This window comes from Bartonella sp. B30(2025) (assembly GCF_053793825.1).
In genome coordinates, this window is sequence record NZ_CP200034.1 from 58,615 (window position 1) to 77,326 (window position 18,712).

The 18,712-nt window shown below is 35.5% G+C and carries 14 protein-coding genes; 9 read left to right on the forward strand and 5 right to left on the reverse strand.

Annotation, left to right across the window (positions count from 1 at the left end; genetic code table 11):
• Positions 1-114: 114 nt before the first annotated feature.
• Complete coding sequence (locus V4P55_RS00270; protein WP_455474406.1) at positions 115-1,371, forward strand: aspartate kinase; 1,257 nt, start codon at positions 115-117, stop codon at positions 1,369-1,371.
• Between the two features lie 813 nt (positions 1,372-2,184).
• Here V4P55_RS00270 and nhaA read toward each other — a convergent pair.
• Together nhaA and V4P55_RS00280 are read right to left on the reverse strand one after the other, a co-directional pair.
• Entirely contained in the window at positions 2,185-3,546 is a 1,362-nt protein-coding gene (nhaA, locus tag V4P55_RS00275; protein WP_455474407.1) for a Na+/H+ antiporter NhaA, read from the reverse strand.
• A gap of 135 nt (positions 3,547-3,681) precedes the next feature.
• Positions 3,682-5,373: a hypothetical protein gene (locus tag V4P55_RS00280; protein ID WP_455474408.1), complete on the reverse strand. Its 1,692-nt coding sequence runs from the start codon at positions 5,371-5,373 to the stop codon at positions 3,682-3,684.
• A 391-nt stretch (positions 5,374-5,764) separates the two neighbouring features.
• On the opposite strand from V4P55_RS00280, the gene V4P55_RS00285 reads away from it, so the two are divergent.
• From V4P55_RS00285 to V4P55_RS00320, 8 genes are all read left to right on the forward strand, one after another.
• On the forward strand, positions 5,765-7,537 hold the full coding sequence (locus V4P55_RS00285) for an SLC13 family permease (RefSeq protein WP_455474409.1): 1,773 nt from the start codon (positions 5,765-5,767) through the stop codon (positions 7,535-7,537).
• A 618-nt stretch (positions 7,538-8,155) separates the two neighbouring features.
• Entirely contained in the window at positions 8,156-8,827 is a 672-nt protein-coding gene (locus V4P55_RS00290; RefSeq protein ID WP_455474410.1) for a DUF2659 family protein, read from the forward strand.
• Positions 8,828-8,831: 4 nt separating this feature from the next.
• Entirely contained in the window at positions 8,832-10,253 is a 1,422-nt protein-coding gene (gene der, locus V4P55_RS00295; protein WP_455474411.1) for a ribosome biogenesis GTPase Der, read from the forward strand.
• 544 nt (positions 10,254-10,797) lie between these two features.
• Positions 10,798-11,223, forward strand: a complete 426-nt coding sequence (locus V4P55_RS00300; RefSeq protein ID WP_455474412.1) for an AtpZ/AtpI family protein — start codon at positions 10,798-10,800, stop codon at positions 11,221-11,223.
• Between the two features lie 7 nt (positions 11,224-11,230).
• Positions 11,231-11,989 carry a F0F1 ATP synthase subunit A gene (locus tag V4P55_RS00305; RefSeq protein ID WP_455475082.1) on the forward strand — a complete coding sequence of 253 codons (759 nt, stop codon included), beginning with the start codon at positions 11,231-11,233 and terminating at the stop codon, positions 11,987-11,989.
• Between the two features lie 53 nt (positions 11,990-12,042).
• Positions 12,043-12,273, forward strand: a complete 231-nt coding sequence (locus V4P55_RS00310) for a F0F1 ATP synthase subunit C (RefSeq protein WP_455474413.1) — start codon at positions 12,043-12,045, stop codon at positions 12,271-12,273.
• A 138-nt stretch (positions 12,274-12,411) separates the two neighbouring features.
• A complete protein-coding gene (locus V4P55_RS00315) occupies positions 12,412-12,978 on the forward strand; it encodes a F0F1 ATP synthase subunit B (RefSeq protein ID WP_455474414.1) in 567 nt (188 codons plus the stop codon).
• An 11-nt stretch (positions 12,979-12,989) separates the two neighbouring features.
• Positions 12,990-13,487, forward strand: a complete 498-nt coding sequence (locus V4P55_RS00320; RefSeq protein WP_455474415.1) for a F0F1 ATP synthase subunit B — start codon at positions 12,990-12,992, stop codon at positions 13,485-13,487.
• Positions 13,488-13,737: 250 nt separating this feature from the next.
• Here V4P55_RS00320 and glyS read toward each other — a convergent pair whose 3' ends face one another.
• The 3 genes from glyS to V4P55_RS00335 form a co-directional block, all read right to left on the reverse strand.
• Positions 13,738-15,960 (reverse strand): glycine--tRNA ligase subunit beta, encoded by a 2,223-nt coding sequence (gene glyS / locus V4P55_RS00325; protein WP_455474416.1) that lies wholly within the window; start codon positions 15,958-15,960, stop codon positions 13,738-13,740.
• On the reverse strand, positions 15,960-16,904 hold the full coding sequence (locus V4P55_RS00330) for a glycine--tRNA ligase subunit alpha (RefSeq protein ID WP_455474417.1): 945 nt from the start codon (positions 16,902-16,904) through the stop codon (positions 15,960-15,962). Before V4P55_RS00330 ends, glyS begins: the two co-directional genes overlap by 1 nt.
• A 98-nt stretch (positions 16,905-17,002) precedes the next feature.
• Positions 17,003-18,703 (reverse strand): tetratricopeptide repeat protein, encoded by a 1,701-nt coding sequence (locus V4P55_RS00335; protein WP_455474418.1) that lies wholly within the window; start codon positions 18,701-18,703, stop codon positions 17,003-17,005.
• Positions 18,704-18,712: the final 9 nt, after the last annotated feature.

Consider the following 18,712-nt stretch of genomic DNA (forward strand, 5'->3'; position numbering starts at 1 on the left):
GGGTTGCGCAAATGGTAGATATTCTATATGTCAAAAATGGTTTATTAGTACGTTAATAAAGTTTTACTCTCATTCTGATTTGAGAGAAAAAGCTTGAAAATAAGAGTATTATTAATGGCACGTATTGTCATGAAATTTGGTGGAACATCTATGGCGAACATTGAACGTATTCATAATGTTGCACGCCACGTTAAAAGAGAAGTAGATGCAGGCAATGAGATTGCTGTCGTTGTATCAGCAATGGCTGGTAAGACTAATGAGCTTGTTCAATGGGCGCATGATGCTTCACCAACGTATAAAGATACTTATGAATATGATGTCATTGTTTCTTCTGGTGAGCAAGTAACGGCAGGTTTATTAGCTCTTACTCTTAAAGGAATGGGAGTGAATGCTCGATCATGGCTTGGTTGGCAAATTCCAATTCGTACTGACAGTGCACATAGCGTTGCACGTATTACAAATATCGATGGGAACTTTTTAAGACAGTATTTGCAAGAAGGGCAAGTAGCAGTTATTTCTGGTTTTCAAGGATTAGCTCCAGATAATCGTGTTTCTACCTTAGGTCGTGGCGGATCAGATACAAGTGCTGTTGCAGTGGCTGCAGCTATACAAGCTGATCGTTGTGATATTTATACAGATGTAGATGGCGTTTATACAACTGATCCACGTGTAGAACCTAAAGCACGTCGTTTAACAAAAGTAGCATTTGAAGAAATGCTTGAGATGGCTTCTCTTGGGGCCAAAGTTTTACAGGTTCGCTCTGTTGAACTGGCTATGGTTCATGAAGTACGTACTTTTGTGCGCTCAAGTTTTGAGGATCCCGATGCTGTAGATATGAATGATTTGATAAATTCTCCTGGAACACTTATTTGCGATGAGGATGAAATTGTGGAACAACAGAACGTTACTGGTATTGCTTTTGCTAAGGATGAAGCCCAAATTTCATTACGTAGGCTTGCAGATCGCCCTGGGGTCTCTGCAGCAATTTTTGGTCCCTTAGCAGAAGAGAACATTAATGTTGATATGATAGTACAAAATACTTCTGAAGATGGCTCAACGACTGATATGACTTTCACTGTTCCCTCAGCAGATGTAGATAGAGCTGTTGCACTTCTTAAGAAAAATCGTAAAGAAATCGGGTTTGATGTTATCCAATTTGAAAGTGGTCTTGCGAAAATCTCTGTAATTGGTATTGGAATGCGTAGCCATGCAGGTGTTGCAGCTACAGCATTTAAAGCCTTGGCTGAAAAAAGCATTAATATTCAAGCAATTACGACTTCAGAAATTAAAATTTCTGTTTTAATTGATAGTGCTTACACTGAACTTGCAGTAAGAACATTGCATGCTGTTTATGGGTTAGATAAAAAGTAAACTTCTTATATTCTAAAAAACATACAAGTCTTGTATGACTTTTCATTATGTGAGGTCGTGATGACAGTCATTTCAGGCAATAAAATAGCTCTTTCATAAGAAAGAAAAAAATACGTTGCAATAATTCAAAGACATATGTTGCGGAATGGTATCTTCATAAATATAGATATAATTTTAAGTTATGAATCTAACATGATGTGATTTTCTTGGATTATGTTGGTGGCTGTACAGAAAATAGAGTTTATGAAATTTGCTCTGTTGAGATTTTATAATCTGACATGAGACTTTATAATAAGTGGGGAAATTGTTGCTGAGAATGAGAGGTCATGCATGGGTTGCTGCAGAAATAATCTCAACTTAAGGTACACACAAAACTTCTTTATATACCAATTTTATGAAGAAGATAGATTTTAAATTGCCTTTGTTATGGGAAGTATAGTCTGCTTATGAGTTAGTCAAACTCAAGTTAAGATGCCAAAGTTTCTCTTATAATTTTAATAAACAATGATCATGGGCAATTTGTTATTATTTTTATACATGTCTTTTTTATATTGTAACTTGTTTTAATTTAAATAATGCAATCAGATTAAAACATATTATTTTCTGCAAATGATGTACTATTTTTTGTCTCTTGTCTTAAATTGATGAGTAAAACTAAATAGACTTTTAAAATGGCATTAATTTTTATCTATCTAGAGGTGAGCAAACAAAATATTATAGATAGTTTCCTTGCCCTGTATCATTATAGCACAACCAATAGTGTTAAATTTCTTTAAAAAAAACGAGCATAATAAAAATTGTATAATGCCTAATTCATTGAGAATTACGAGATGTTTTTTGATTGCGCTTGATGTAAATAAGTCCATACCCAAGACCAATAAGAGCAGATAAACCAGATCCACAGAGCACTCCGATTTTTGCAGAGTCTAGCAGGACAATATTTTTAAAAGCAAGCATTGAAACAAAGATAGACATTGTGAAGCCAATACCGGCTAACGATCCAATCAATAATACGCCTGACCATGTTGTGTTAGGAGGTAAACGGCATAATCCTGATTTCACGGCTAGGTAGCTAGCAGTAATAATACCAAGAGGCTTTCCGACAAATAGGCCAATGATAATACCCAATACAATCAAGTATGATTTATCGACAGAAAGGTCAAAATTTGCAAAACTAACGCCAGCATTTGCAAAGGCAAAGATCGGCATTATACCATAAGCAACCCACGGGTGTAATATTTTCTGAACACGTATTACTGGTGCAATTATATCGCGTTGTCCTTTACGTATTTTTTTCAATGCAGTTGAGATATGATGCAAATCTGTTTTTATATTTTTTTCTTGAAGGATTTGCATTGCATTGCTGAGCACTATGAGTGGAGCGACCATGGTACGGGTAGGAAAAACTGGAGTCATCATACCTAAAATTACACCAGCCAGTGATGGGTGGACACCTGTTACCATCAACCCCCACCAGATGATCGCTCCTGGTAAAACATAAAGCCATGCCGATACAAGTCCAATCCATTGAAAAAACAATACCAGAGCAATACCCACTGCAGCGATGGTTAATCCGCTAGGATCAAGGTTGGTTGAATAGAAAAAAGCAATGATCAGAACCGCAATAATATCATCGATAATTGCTAAAGATAAAAGAATGATATGGAGGTTAGAAGGAACTTTTTTTCCAAGAAGAGCGAGAATGCCAAGAGCAAAAGCAATATCAGTGGCTGTAGGCACTGCCCAACCATAGGTATGTCCACCATTTAAGTTGAAACAGAGATAAATAATTGCAGGAAGACAAACTCCGCCTGCTGCTGCCACAATTGGCAGAATTGCTTGTTTAAAATTGGCAAGAGCGCCTTCATGAATTTCACGTCGAATCTCCATTCCTGCCACGAGAAAGAAGACTGTCATTAAGACATCGTTAACCCAGAAATGTAAATCCCATGAAAAGGTAAAATGGCCGAAGTTAAAACCAAGGGGTGTATGCCAAAAAGTTTCATAAAGATGTGAATATCGAGAATTAGCAAAAATAAGTGCAGCAGCTGCTGCTAGTAAAAGAACAATACCGCTGAGAGCTTCAATATGAAGAAAGCGCTCAATTGCAGAAAGCGCCTGATTTGTAACACGAGAAGCGCGATTTGGTAAACGCTTTGAAGATAAATCAGACATAAACGACTCCAAATATCGATAATTTCATTGATATATATCTCTTATACAAATCTTTATTACGGTATTTGTAATATCATATAAAAGAAAAAAAAAGAGAAATAAAACTCTTAAATTTATAGGTAAAATAATCGTTCCCTAGGGTAAAGATTCATTTTTGACGGTTAAATTTACTTTGTTCAAAATTGCTAACAGACCATTTTGTAAAACAGCTTGGAAATCAGGAAGCATAAGACCTCTGTTATCTTTTGCTGTTATTTTAATGATTAGTGTTTGCGGATTTTTAGCAAACTCACCAAAAGATTGTGAAATGTTCTCCGCTGTAGCATGATTCTTTAGTAAAATTTTAGGGCTTTGTGTCATTATTAAATAAAAATCGTCATAAAGTTCTTTTTTTAAATCATATTTATTATCATTAAATTTTTGAGCAAGATAAGAAAAAAGTTTGTCAATGAAACCAGCATCTGTATAGCGTATATCAACTTCGGTTATGCCAAAATTTTGTACAGCGGCAAGCATTGCATATTTCTTTCCAGAAAAAAGTTTTCCATCAATATTAATAATTTTGGAAAATATTTCTGCAGAACCAGCATTTTTTATATTGAAAGACATTGTATTAAGAAGAATTTCTCGATTTTTTTCATTGTAAGAAACATCAAGCTTTCCCGAAAGGTTAAGAGGTTCAAGATGCAATTTCTTTAAGAAATCTAGATCTTTTTCTTTCATTTTTTTAGGTAAAATCGACAAATTATTAAGAGAAAGTAAAAGTTTTTGAGGGATAGGTTGTTCCCACTGACTTGGTATTAATTGGAATGAATCAAACGTTGCCTTTAGTTGTGCTATATCGATAGAAAATTTATCAATTTGGGTATCAATTGATGTAATAGCGAGGAGAGCAGACATGAAAGCGTCATGTAGCGCTGTTTTTTGAGTTGTTTTATTATTTTCTTTTTTAGCTCTAAGATACGCTTTTATCAATTCTTCTGGTGTTTGTTTTAGAGGTTTCATTTTGAGACCAGATGTTCTAAATTTGCCAAGGGAGACAGAGACATTTTTTTCTGTTCCTTCAAAAACATCAATAGCCATGTTGTCCAGAGCAATGGGGCCAATAATGGTTTTTCCTTGATTATTGGTGTTACTTTTTCCAAAGAGGATAGAATAGGCATAGTGGACATCAATATTATGTGCTTTTATTATATCGCTTTTTGCTATTAAAGATGTTTTTTTGACACCATTTTCTACTGTCGCTTCAAGATTCAGTTTTTTGCCGCTAAAAGATTGAATGTGACCATTTTTTAAACCGTAAAGTTGAAAATCTTTTATCTCAATTTTTTCAGTTAATTTATTCTTATTTTCTGTAAAAATTAGTATATTTGGTGCTACAACCGATGAGAGTTTAACACGCATAATTGACTGTAAAAGGCGAGATGTAATTGTGGCATTTTTTTCTTTTAAAGATATGCCATTAATAGAAATTTTTGGAATTTTTACATGGATATTATTATGCGTGAAATAAACATCATAAAGTGTAAAAGCACCAGGTATAAAGGAAATAGGGGGACGCGCTGAAAGAGCGCCAATTCTAAGTGTCATATTAGCAGGTACTGGTATAATCACGTTCCTTAAATTGACTTTTCCTGTAAGGCTTACTTCAGACTTTATTGCTTGTATGGAGCGGCGAGCTAATTCTCTTTTTACAAAACTGTCAAGATGTGGTTTTGCTATGTAAAAACCGCCAATAACTATGATCGCCAAAATAGTAACCAATCCAATAATACATGCTAGCCAGTATTTTAGATTTTCTCTATATTCGTTATTAAAATTGACCATCACTTTTTCTTTCGTTTTTCGCACTATATATGAAAGTATAGACAAGTTTATTTCAAGTAACAATAAAGGCTCGTATATTATGGTGGATATGCATTAGTCCAACAGCATTTTATTTATATTCATTTAGCATGTAGATTAATTTTACCATTTTTTTCAATATGCTTTTATTAATTGTCATCGATTTTCTTGAGTTTCAGCATTTTATGAAAAAGCTATCATAACGTTTAGAATAAGAAAATGAATATGTGTTGATTGTGATTTTATTTATAGTATTCAATCATTTTTTGAACATATTCATGTTTGCTTTTGTTTTGTTGTTTTTTATGAGAATAGTTAAAAATAAAAGATATGCTGCTGTTGATTATAATTTAATGGGGAGAGGACGGATATTATGACAGTGGATCAAATAACAGCTTTTTTGATCATTGGTTTCATGATGGTTGTTTTTATTTGGGATCGATTTCGTTATGATGTTGTTGCCGTTTGTACATTATTGGTTTCTTGTATCGTTGGTCTGGTAAATCCGAAGGAAGCGTTTAGCGGTTTTAGTAATGATATTGTTATCATTGTGGGGAGTGTTTTTGTTGTCAGTACTGCTGTATCGCGCTCTGGTATCATGGAATTTATTATGCAGCGGATATGGCCAGATGTAAAATCGGTGCGTCTTCAGTTAGCTTTTTTGGTCATTTCTGTGGTATTATTATCAATGTTTGTTAAGAATATTGGTGCTTTGGCTATCATGCTACCGATCGCTTTTCAATTTGCGCGTCGCTCTCAGGTTTCGCCCTCTGTCTTTTTGATGCCCATGGCATTTGGTTCTTTGTTAGGCGGTCTTATGACACAGATAGGAACTTCTCCTAATGTTGTTATTTCAGCGATGCAAGAGCGTTTAACGGGAACCCCTTTTACCATGTTTGATTTCACACCAGTTGGTGTAGCGGTTGCTTCTGTCGGTGTATTATATTTAATCTTTTTTTCTTGGCGATTGCCTGTGCGTGTGCGTTCGGGCGCATCATTTGATGATGCTATTGATATTCGTAATTATGTTGCTGAAGTCCGTATTACAGCTAATTCGCCAATTATAGGGAAAACCATTGTTGATTTCGTTAAGCCGTCAGGCGGTGAGGTGATGGTAACTCAAATCATCAGAAATAAAGTATCTATCTCCCCATTGCCAGATTTTGTTTTGTCTGAAAATGATATCATTTTGCTAGAAGGTCCGCATACGGGAATGGATAGCGTGATTAATTCCGCTCGTTTATCATTTTCTTCTAATAGAACTATTCCCACAGGTGATAAAGACAGCGATATTGATATTATTGAAGCGGTTATCACATATAATTCTCCTCTCATTGGTATTAGTGCAAGAGAATTTTCATTATTTGACCGCTATGGTGTCAACTTACTTGCAATAAGTCGTCAACATGAAAGAGTCCGGAAAAGGCTTGGCGATATTGATTTTCATCTAGGAGATGTGATTGTTTTACAAGGGCAAGATGCGATTATCCCAAATTTTCTACGAGAATTAAAGTGTTTGCCCTTAGCCAAACGCAATATTACGTTTGGAAATTTGCGATATGGGCTCATATCTTTGGTTATTTTGTTCGTGGCAATTATTTTAACGGCTTTTCAAATCATTCCAGTTGCATTTTCTTTCTTTTCTGCAGCAGCTGCAATGGTTATTTTTCGTATTTTGCCTGCACGTGATCTGTATCAGGCATTAGATGGACAAATATTAGTATTATTAGCAGCTCTTATTCCAGTAAGTGAGGCACTAGAGAAAACAGGGAGCACAGATCTTATAGGTCATTGGCTTAGTCAATTGGCAGCATTTTTGCCACCATCTGGCGCACTAGCATTAATGCTGGTTACAGCAATGTTGGTAACACCATTTTTGAATAATGCAGCAACAGTTATGATGGTAGCACCGATTGCATCGAGTTTTGCTCATTCTCTTCATTATAAGCCTGAAGCTTTTTTGATGGCTGTTGCAATTGGCTCTGGTTGTGAATTTCTTACACCTATCGGGCACCAATGCAATATGCTGGTGATGGCACCAGGAGGATATCGTTTCAGTGATTATCCGCGTTTAGGTGCTCCACTAGCCGTATTGGTAGTAATTGTTGCAGTTCCAATGTTGATGTGGGTTTGGCCATTACAATAAAATAGTTGAGCAATTTTAAACTGTACAGTGCAGTAAAATGATTACTTGAATAGAATCAAATTTAAAAGATGCTTTAAAATTTTTGAGATTGTAATTTAATATTGAGTTTCATTATGAATATTCAGCAACTCTCTTGTATGCTAAACAACAATGTTTGTTTACTTCATCTCAAATCTTTCCGATTATGAAGTTTTGCCATTATCTTTTTGCTAAAATTTTGTATGACTTGGTTTCCCATTTCGATTTTAGAATGAAGGTTTTGCAAAATATAATATGATGCTGCTTGCAAGGAGATAAAAGATTATACGAATATATGTATATTCAAGGTTCGCATTACGAATAATAGTGTCAAGCTCGTAAGGAGTGACACTGAAAATTAACGTAATGATAACTTTCATATCTTTGCAAAATTAAATATTATGTAAAAGTGACAGCATAAATCAGGAAGCAGTTACATTATTTTTTTTATTGGTGTAATTATCGGATTTTGATTAATATGGAAGCATATTAATTTTTAAACTTGGTGGGCTGACAATTTGAAGTTTTTTAGTTAAATAAGGACACCATCTTTTATTTATGCGTAGAAGCGCAGAAATTAGATTTTTAAGGTATGAATATATGTCGTATGATAGTTTTATTGCTGAAGTAAATGCAGAGTTTCGTCAAGAAAAAGCTCTTGCTTTTTGGAAACGTTATGGACTTTCAATTATTATAGCAATTATTATTTTTATACTGACGATAGCAGTTTATCAAATTTATCACTATGAACAAATGAAGAAGTCCGGTCATATTGGTGAAATGTTTATGAAAGGTCTTGAGTTTGCGGATAAACGCGATTTTGATAAAGCATTGAAACAATTGAATGATACTAAAGAAACTAATTTTGGTGGATATCCTTTTCTTGCGCGTTTGCGTGAAGCTTCTTTGTTAATGGAGCAGGGCAATGCTATTAAATCAGTGGAAGTCTTTGATTCCGTTGCAGCTGATGAAAATGCACCACAAATTTTACGGAAAGTTGCAAAAGTCCGAGCGGCTTATATTTTAGTTGATACAGGAACTTTGGATGATGTAAAAGAACGCGTCGAAGATATGGCAAATGATGCTGATCCTATGCGTATGTCTGCAAGAGAAGCTTTAGGTTTAGCTGCTTATAAAGCTGATAAAATGGATGATGCAATTTATTATTTTCAAAACATTTCTGAGGAAAATCTTCAGGAATCGAAAATAACAGATAGGGCACGGATTATGCTTGAGCTTATTCAAGCTGAAGGTAAGGCAAACAGAGGATAAGCTGATGAGCTTTACCATTGCTATAGTTGGTCGACCTAATGTCGGAAAGTCAACGCTATTTAATCGTTTGGTTGGGCAAAAATTGGCTTTGGTTGATGATAAGCCGGGCGTGACGCGTGATAGACGTGTTCACGCAGCTAAGCTGCAGGATTTACGTTTTGATGTGATTGATACGGCTGGATTAGAAGAAGCAGGTGATCATACGCTTGAAGGTCGTATGCGCTCTCATACAAAAGCAGCTATCGATGAAGCAGACCTTATTTTATTTATGTTTGATGCAAAAAGTGGAGTAGTGCCAAGTGATATAAACTTTGCTTCATTAGTTCGTAAATCAGGAAAACCAATTGTGCTTGTTGCGAATAAATCTGAATCGAAAGCTGCCGCAGGGGGAGAATATGAGGCTTGGTCATTAGGTTTGGGGGAACCTTGCCCAATTTCTGCCGAACATGGTTTAGGTCTTTCGGGTCTTTATGAGGCAATTGTGAGTATTCTTAGCAAGGATAGTTCTTTTAAAGACGAGGAAGATCATCTTGTGACTCAATTTGCATCTGTTGATAATGATGTGGGGGATTTTGAAGAAGATGAACATGCGTATGATGAGAGCAAGCCTATTCGGATTGCGATTGCAGGTCGCCCAAACACAGGAAAATCAACTCTTATTAATAGTATATTGAAGCAGGATCGTTTATTAACGGGTCCTGAAGCAGGGCTTACGCGTGATTCTATTTCGGTAGATTGGGAATGGCGTGGTCGTCCTATTAAATTTTTTGATACTGCAGGGTTACGTCGAAAATCAAAAATTCAAGAAAAATTGGAAAAACTTTCTGTTGCAGATACTTTACGTGCCATCCGTTTTGCAGAAGTCGTGGTCATTGTTTTTGATGCCACTATACCCTTTGAAAAGCAGGATTTGCAAATTGCTGATCTTGTAATTCGTGAGGGACGTGTTCCGATCATTGCTTTCAATAAGTGGGACCTTATTGAAAATCATCGAACAAAATTGGCTGATTTGCATGAAAAATGCGCTCGTCTTCTTCCTCAAGTTCGTGGTTTGAGAGCTGTTCCTTTGTCAGGGCAATATGGTCAAGGAATTGATAGACTCATGGAAAATATCATGATGATGCATCGTGTGTGGAATCATCGTATTTCTACGGGAAAACTAAACAAATGGATTGAAAATGTTGTTGCGCATCATCCACCTCCTGCAGTTTCTGGACGTCGGTTAAAAGTTAAATATATAACACAAGTTAAAACACGTCCCCCTGGGTTTATGATTTCTTGTTCGCGACCTAAAATGATGCCCCAATCGTATTTGCGTTATCTTTCTAATGGACTGCGTGATACATTTGATATGTTAGGTGTACCAATTCGTATATCATTGCGAGCGTCTGAAAATCCTTTTGCAGAAGGTTCCAAAAAGAAGTGATTTTTAATTTTTTTTGATAGGTAAAATGTATATTTAGAATTGTGTTTTCTGATATTATTTTTTAATTATTAAGTTTTAAATTTGAAATTAATTGATCAATTCTATGGATATTGGCATTATTACCAGTACATAAAGGAAGAAGTATTTTTTTATTTAATCATTTTTTTGCCATTTTATCATAGAATGTAGGGTTATTGATTGGTAAACGAAATCTTCGCTGAGTATGGTGGTCTATGCAAAAAATAAATAATGATAAATCATGTCATAAACTTTGATGGTTTTTGCGGTATGTTACTGATATTATAGTATAAAGAGGATGTGCTTTAAAAAGTGAAGCAGTGATATAGTTGTTTTTTTATTTTGATTATTATCCGAAGACCCATTAGCAGCTAAAGCTAGTAAAATTTAAGTGAGTGTTTTGTATATATTTTTTATGCGATAAATTGTGATAGATTTATTTTGGCGACTTGACGAATAAATTTGGTAACAATATGTTGTACATAGTTTGTGAGATACATTTTGCTTTTTTATGAAGGGGCTAGTTATGGCAAAAGGTGATGAGCCTATTATGCCAAAAAAAGGTGCTGAAGAAAAAAGACATGGAGAGTATGTTGATTTAGAGGATTTAGAGTGTCGTAGTCGGAATTTAGATTTAGCTTTAATACGTAAAAAAGCATTAAAGAAGCGGGCTTCATATAATCAAGGAGGAGAGCCTCAAGGAAAGATGGCGTATGCAGTTGAGCTTTCGAGTGAATTTTTGGCAAGCGTTATTGTTGGCGTTGTTTTAGGATTGGGGTTTGACAAGCTAGTAGATTCAACACCGTGGGGATTGGTGTTTTTTCTTTTTTTTGGATTTACTGCTGGTATATGGAATATTCTTCGATCTGTGGGATATATGTCCTTCAGACAATTAGGAAAAAATAGCAAATCGAGCCAAGATAAAAGGGTCGATCAAAGGCCAAATGAATGAGGTTGAAGTGACATCGCACGCTCCAGATCCTGTCCATCAGTTTGAAGTTACACGATTAATTAAGATTTCCGCAGGGAATGTGGATTTGTCGTTTACAAATGTATCACTCTTTATAATTGCGAGTGTTGTTATAACTTCAATTTTTCTTTTCTTTTCATCATCAAGTCGTGGGTTAGTTCCAACGCGGATGCAGTCTATTTCAGAAATGGCGTATGAGTTCGTCGCCTCGATGTTGCGAGAATCGTCCGGTATACAGGGAATGCAATTCTTTCCGTTAGTTTTTTCGCTGTTTACTTTTATTTTAGTTGCTAATTTTATTGGTCTTTTCCCGTATTTTTATACAGTTACCTCTCAAATTATGATTACTTTTTCATTGGCGATGTTAGTGATTTTAACTGTGATTGTTTATGGTTTTTATAAGCATGGTGTTGCCTTTTTAAAGCTGTTTGTTCCAAGTGGTGTACCAGTTGTTGTTTTGCCTTTAGTCACTGTGATTGAGGTCATTTCTTTTTTTTCGCGCCCTATTAGTCTTTCGCTTCGTCTTTTTGCTAATATGCTTGCTGGTCATATTACTCTCAAAGTATTTGCTGGTTTTGTTGTCTCAATGATTGGGGCAGGAATCATGGGTATTGGCGGTTCAATTCTGCCGCTTATTATGACTGTAGCGATTACTGCTCTTGAATTTTTAGTTGCATTTCTTCAAGCTTACGTATTTACAGTTTTAACTTGTATGTATCTGAATGATGCACTTCATCCGGGACATTAATAAAATTAACAGTTTTTATTAAATAGTACAATTTCGCTTCAAAGGAGAATAATATGGAAATAGTGCTTGCTGCAAAATATATCGGTGCTGGTCTTGCGTGCTTTGGTATGGCTGGGACGGCTTTGGGTCTTGGAAATATTTTTGGTAGTTATCTTTCTGGTGCGTTACGGAACCCATCAGCAGCAGACAGTCAGTTTGGTCGTCTTGTTTTTGGTTTTGCTGTGACAGAAGCTTTAGGTATTTTTTCATTGCTTGTTGCCTTATTGCTTCTTTTTGCAGTTTAATTATTTTAATAAAGGATATGTCTGCTTTATTATGAGAGAGGTGGGCGTACCTTTATTGCTTAACGAAAAAACATTTGATTAATTGCTTTCAGTCTTTGAATAGAAGAGTTTAATCAGTTTTTTAAAGGATGAAATAGAATGTTTGTTTCTAACGCTTATGCACAGACCGCTAGAACGCTGGTAGAAAATATCAAAGATGCGGTAGAGCATGCAGAACGTGTATTTCCACCTTTTGATTTAGCACATTTTAGTTCACATTTTTTTTGGTTAACGATCTCTTTCAGTCTTTTTTATTTCTTTATTTCTCGTGTGATTGTGCCGCGCATTGGTGGTGTTATTGAAACACGTCGGGATCGAATTGCATCTGATTTAGATCAGGCAATGCGTATGAAGCAAGAAGCTGATATCGTAGTTGAAACATACGAGCGAAAATTAGCGGAAGCTCGTTTAAAAGCATATGACATAGCGAAGACTGCAGGTGACGAGATAAAAGAAAAGTCCGAAATTGAACGAAAGGAAATTGAAGAAAGTTTGGAGAAAAAGCTAACGGACGCGGAAGAACAGATCGCTAAAATTAGAGATCAAGCTATGCAAAATGTTGGTTCAATTGCTGAAGAATTAACTCTTGAGATTGTTAGAAAATTGATTGATGTCGATATCAATAAAGAGTCTGTTAATTCAGCTGTTAAAGCTGCAAGTTGCTAAGGATTATAAAAATGACAGATACTTTTTGGGCTTTGGTTGGGTTAATTCTTTTTCTAATTCTTTTGGCCTATTTAAAAGTTCCTGAGATGGTTGTGCGTCACCTTGATATGCGAGCAAAACGTATTAAAGATGAACTTGATGAAGCCCTTCGTCTTCGTGAGGAAGCACAAGAAGTTTTAGCTGAATATCAGCGCAAACATGCGGAAGCAGAGAAGGATGCGCAAGCGATTATTATTGCAGCTAAACGTGAAGTTGAAGCAATAGTTGCGGAGGCTCGTGCCAAAACGGAAGAGTATGTAAAGAATCGCAATAAATTGGCAGAGCAAAAAATTGCACAAGCAGAAGCTGATGCGGTACGTATGGTTTCTTCATCTGCTATCGATTTGGCAATTTCTGCTGCAAGTGTACTTATTGCGAAAGAATTAAATTCTAGTGATAGGGCTGATGAGCTTATTAAAAACTCTCTTACAAAGGAAGCCCTTATTCAAATGAAGAAAAATCTCAATTAATAACAGACATTTTTCTTGAATAATGTTGTTCTATAAGATTTATAGAATTTTTTAAGTCTCTATTTGTTCTAATTTTTTTACTAATTGTTTATGGTGATATAAGGTAAGATACCCTTACGTTATAAGTGCAAAGTCATCTAAAACATTCATGCAAGATCACTTTATAATATTTATAAAAATATTAGTCACTAAAATATTTAAAAGTGGCAAGATTCTATTTTACAGTTTTAAAACTGATGGAGCATCTATTTTAGATTACAAGTTTCGAAAAATTTGCAACTGATTGTGTGAGAGTATGAATGCGTTTAAGAAGAGCAAGACGATTAGCGCGAACATTGAGGTTTTTATCGTTTACCAATATTTTTTCAAAAAAGATGTCTATACATTTTCCAAGAGGGATTAAGGTGCTCAACGCAAGTGGGAAATCCTCTATAGTAGTGTAGTTGTCAACTTTTTCTTCAGCCTCAATAATTGCTTTATAAAGTTGTTGTTCTTCTTTTTCCATGAAAAGTTCAGGATTAATTTCATCCGTTATTGTGGTTTCTTTTTGAAGTTCACTTTCAAGAATATTCACAGTGCGTTTTATTGCGGTTAAGAGATTGTTTCCATCGTTTGTATTGATAAAGGTGATAAGCGCTTTGATACGATATGCAATCAATAAAAAATCATCAGCATTTTTATTTAATACAGCTTCAATAGCATCATAACGGATCCCCTCTTCTTTTAAATAAACTTTTAGACGTTCATGAAAAAAGAACAATAGATCTGATAAAATATATCTTACTTTTTCTGGAAAAATACTCTGTGAGTGTTCAGCTTTTATAAGACACGTTTCAGGTTTGTTTTTTTGCTGTAAAAAAAGATCTGCAGATAGATGAAAGAGTGGCATAAGATTAATATTCCACTGATGGAAAAGCATAAGCCTAATAATTCCTAGGGCTGTTCGTCTTAATGCATAAGGATCTTTAGAACCAGTTGGTTTTTCATTAATTAACCAAAAGCCAACGAGCATATCAATTTTGTCAGCTAGAGCAACTGTTACTGCGATGGGTTCTTGTGGAATACGATCCTTTGGTCCTTGTGGTTTATAATGGTCTTCTATTGCTTCAGCTATGCGTGGATCTTCTCCTTGAAGGAGTGCATATTTTCGTCCCATAATCCCTTGCAACTCTGGAAATTCTCCTACAATTTCTGTTTGCAAATCTGCTTTTGCGAGAATTGCAGCACGTTTAGCTAAAAGAGGATCTACTTGCATTAAAGGAGCAATTTTTTGTGCTAAAATAGCAATTCGTTCTACTCTTGCACCTTGGGTGCCCAATTTTTCATGGAAAGTTACATTTAAATGATCAAGCCGTGCCATTCTCTGATCGAAAGGTTTATTTAAATCAAGATCAAATTTTTTAGCAGAGGATTTTAAGTTTTGGATATCGGGTAAATTATGCTGGTCTGCTTGCCAAAAATAAAGTGCATCAGAAAGACGCGCGCAAACAACTCTGCTATTTCCTTTAGAAATTTCTTTGCCTTCATCATTTGCAAGAATATTAGAAACAAGAATAAAATGATGAGAAAGTTTAGTTTTTTCACCTTGTTTACGGGTGACAAAACATTTTTGATTAGCTCTGATAGTCAAGCGAATAATTTCTGGAGGAATATCAAGAAAAGATTTACTAAAATTACTCATAAGTACAACAGGCCATTCAACGAGTCCTGCGACTTCTTCTAAGAGAGAATCATCTCGCACTAATTCTAAACCGTTTGCAAAACAAAGATTTTGAGCATCTGCTAAAATAATATTTTTTCGTCTTTCTGCATCTAGAATGACTTTATGCTCTTCAAGCTTGGTGATATAATCATCGAAGCGGCGGATTTGGATAGGTTTTCCATCGCTTAAAAAACGATGACCATAGGTGAGATTATTACTTGTAAGAGAATTAATTGTAAATGGAATAACATGTGTTTCGCCAATTTCTGGTCCAAAGACGCAAAGAATATTTTGCAAAGGGCGTATCCATTTCAATGTTCCATTTTTTGCTGAATCTTTTCCCCAACGCATAGATTTTGGCCAGGGAAAATTGCAAATAATATCCGGCAAAATATCCGCAATGATTGCTTCTGCTTTTCGACCTTTTTTGATAATTTTAGCGATATAAAAATCACCCTTTTTACTATCATGCGCAATATGCGCTTCAGTAATATCATTTAATCCTGTTGCACGTAGGAATCCATCAATCACGTGTTGTGGTGATTTAATATTTGGTCCTTTTCGTTCTTCGTGTATATCTTTTGAATGTAAAGAAAGACCTCGTACATCTAATGTTAGCCGGCGCGGTGTCCAATATTCACAAGCAGCTTTATAGGTTAAGCCCGCATCGATAAGTTTATCTGTAACACGTTTTTTTAGGTCAGTAGCAGCTTTTCGCTGCATACGAGCAGGAATCTCTTCGCTGAAAAGTTCAAGAAGAAGATCGGACATTAGGCTTCTCCGTTAGTGTGTATTTGACCGGCTTCAGTGAGTAAAAATGCTTCGCCACACCGACGCGCAAGATCACGAACACGAAGGATATAGCTTTGTCGTTCAGTTACAGAAATTACACCACGTGCTTGTAAAAGATTAAAGATATGGCTAGCTTTAATACATTGATCATAAGCTGGAAAAACACACAGATGTAAATTACTTTCTTTATTTGGTGTTCCTGCTTCAAGAAGTGCAATGCATTCGTTCTCAGCATCAATAAAATGTTGATGTAAGAGCTTGGTGTTAGCAAATTCGAAATTATAATACGAATATTCTTGTTCTGCTTGCAGAAAAATATCCCTATAGCTGATTTTATCTTCTCCATCTAAACCATTAAAGTTCAGATCATAGACATTATCAACGCCTTGTATATACATTGCTAGACGCTCAAGACCATAGGTAAGTTCTCCAGAAACCGGAGCGCATTCAATACCACAGATCTGTTGAAAATAGGTAAATTGAGAAACTTCCATCCCATCACACCAACATTCCCATCCAAGTCCCCATGCTCCGAGTGTTGGGCTTTCCCAATCATCTTCAATAAAGCGAATATCATGAAGTTTTGTATCAAGACCGATAGCTTGTAGTGATTTTATATAAAGTTCTTGTAAATTTTGAGGTGAAGGCTTGAGAAGAACTTGGAATTGATAATAGTGCTGTAAGCGATTTGGATTTTTACCATATCGACCATCTGCTGGACGTCTAGAAGGTTGGACATAAGCGGTTTTCCAAGGACGTGGGCCTAATGAGCGTAAGGTTGTTGCAGGATGGAAAGTCCCTGCTCCAACTTCCATGTCATAAGGTTGTAAAATTGCGCATCCGTAATGGGCCCAATAATTTTGTAAAGTTAGAATCAGTCCCTGAAAAGAACGTGTGGGATTAAGATATTCAGGCAATTTCACGCTTTATACTCTTTGTTCAATAAAAAGATGGATGACAAAAGAACCTCAGTCTCCATTACTGTCTATTGTTTCCTATGGTGATGGTCAAGCATCGTTATTTATTTCAAACCAAATTTTAATTTTTCTTGGATTTTTTGAAAATTTTTCGGTTTCCCATCAATTGCATGATTCCATTGAAATACTGCTTCACGTTTGCGTCCAATTTGCCAATAAGCATCACCTAAATGATCATTTAATGTTGGATCTTCAGGTTGCAGTTTAACAGCATTCTCCAATATTGTTACAGCTTGGTTATACTGTTTAAGCTTATAATAGGCCCACCCCAAAGAATCCAAGATATGGCTATTTTGAGATTGTAACGCATAGGCTTTTTGCAGCATACGGAGGGATTCTTCAAGTTTTAGATCACGATCAATAAGTGAATAGCCTAAATAATTAAGAACTTGTGGTTGATCAGGAAAGAATTCAAGAGCTTTTCGCAAATCAGTTTCAGCTTTTGGCCATTGTTGCAAGCGCTCAAAAGCGATACCACGTTGATAAAAGAGTTTCCAATCTTCTCGTTGAAAGCTTGTTATTTGCGCAATGGCACGATTCATAATTTGAGCCGCTTCGGAAAATTTATTGTCTTGCATATAAATGGCAGCTAACGTTATTAAAATATGGCGATCGTTGGGAAATTTTTTATTTAATAATGTGAGTAATTTAATCGCTTCATCATAATTATTTTTGTGAGCAAAAATAAGCGCAAGCCATAGTTGTCCGTCTTTATAATAGGAAGAATTAGGAGATAAAGTACGATAAAGTTTAATCGCTTGATCGATATCATTCAGTTTTGCAGAAATAGTTGCTAATTGAAATAAGATTGCTTCATTTTGAGGGTATAATACTAGAGATAATTGTTGAAAAATACGTGCGATGTGCCCTGAACTTTTGTGATTAAGTTCTGTTCCAAAATTATATAATACTTCACTCGCTCCTTGCAGGGATGTTTTAACTAATCTTTCTAGAGGGGCGCCTTTTTCAATTTTCTGCCGGATATTTGTGAGTATTTCTCGATTTGGCAATAATTGTTCACCGTGTTTGAGAGTTTGAATAGCTTGTTTACGCATTTTATGACGCAATTGGAATGAAGCATAAGCTATAATAATACGTTCATAGGTATTAGGAGTGGTTATCGGTCCTTCTTTATTATTAAGTGCTTGAGTAAAATATTTTTTTGCATCCTGCGTACGTCCTGCTAAGTCGCTCATAAGTGCAAGATGATAATATATAAAGAGATTATACCAAGCAGGACCTTGAATTTTTGCAAGATTAGCTATTGCTTGAGATTGATTTCCAGATCCAAATTCTGCCCAAAAACTAATTAATTCGGGAATTGGGTTATTTGGTAAAGGGGGCGCTTTTAATTGTGATTGCAGCAGTTTTTTTGCACTTTTGTAATCTTTTTTGATAAGGTTTTCTATTGATAATGTTAAAGATACAAATGGAGTAACAACATTTTGTTTTTTCAATTTTTGAGCGTATTGAACGGCTTCTCTGAAAGCACCTACAGATAGCATCGCTTCGAGAATCTCTGTTTGTGTTTCAACGTTATCGGGTTGATAAGTGAGTGCCTGTTTAAAATAATTGATAGCTAAATCTGTTTTATTTTCATGATTTGCGATTCTTCCAGCCAAATATGCACCTGCAAATGAGCTCGCACTGGTAGTGGTATCAGTTTTGCTATAGGTAAGAGAGGGTATCAGCATGACACTAGCAAGCAAGAGAGTAAAAAAGCAGGATATTGTTGCACTGCGCATAGGGACAAT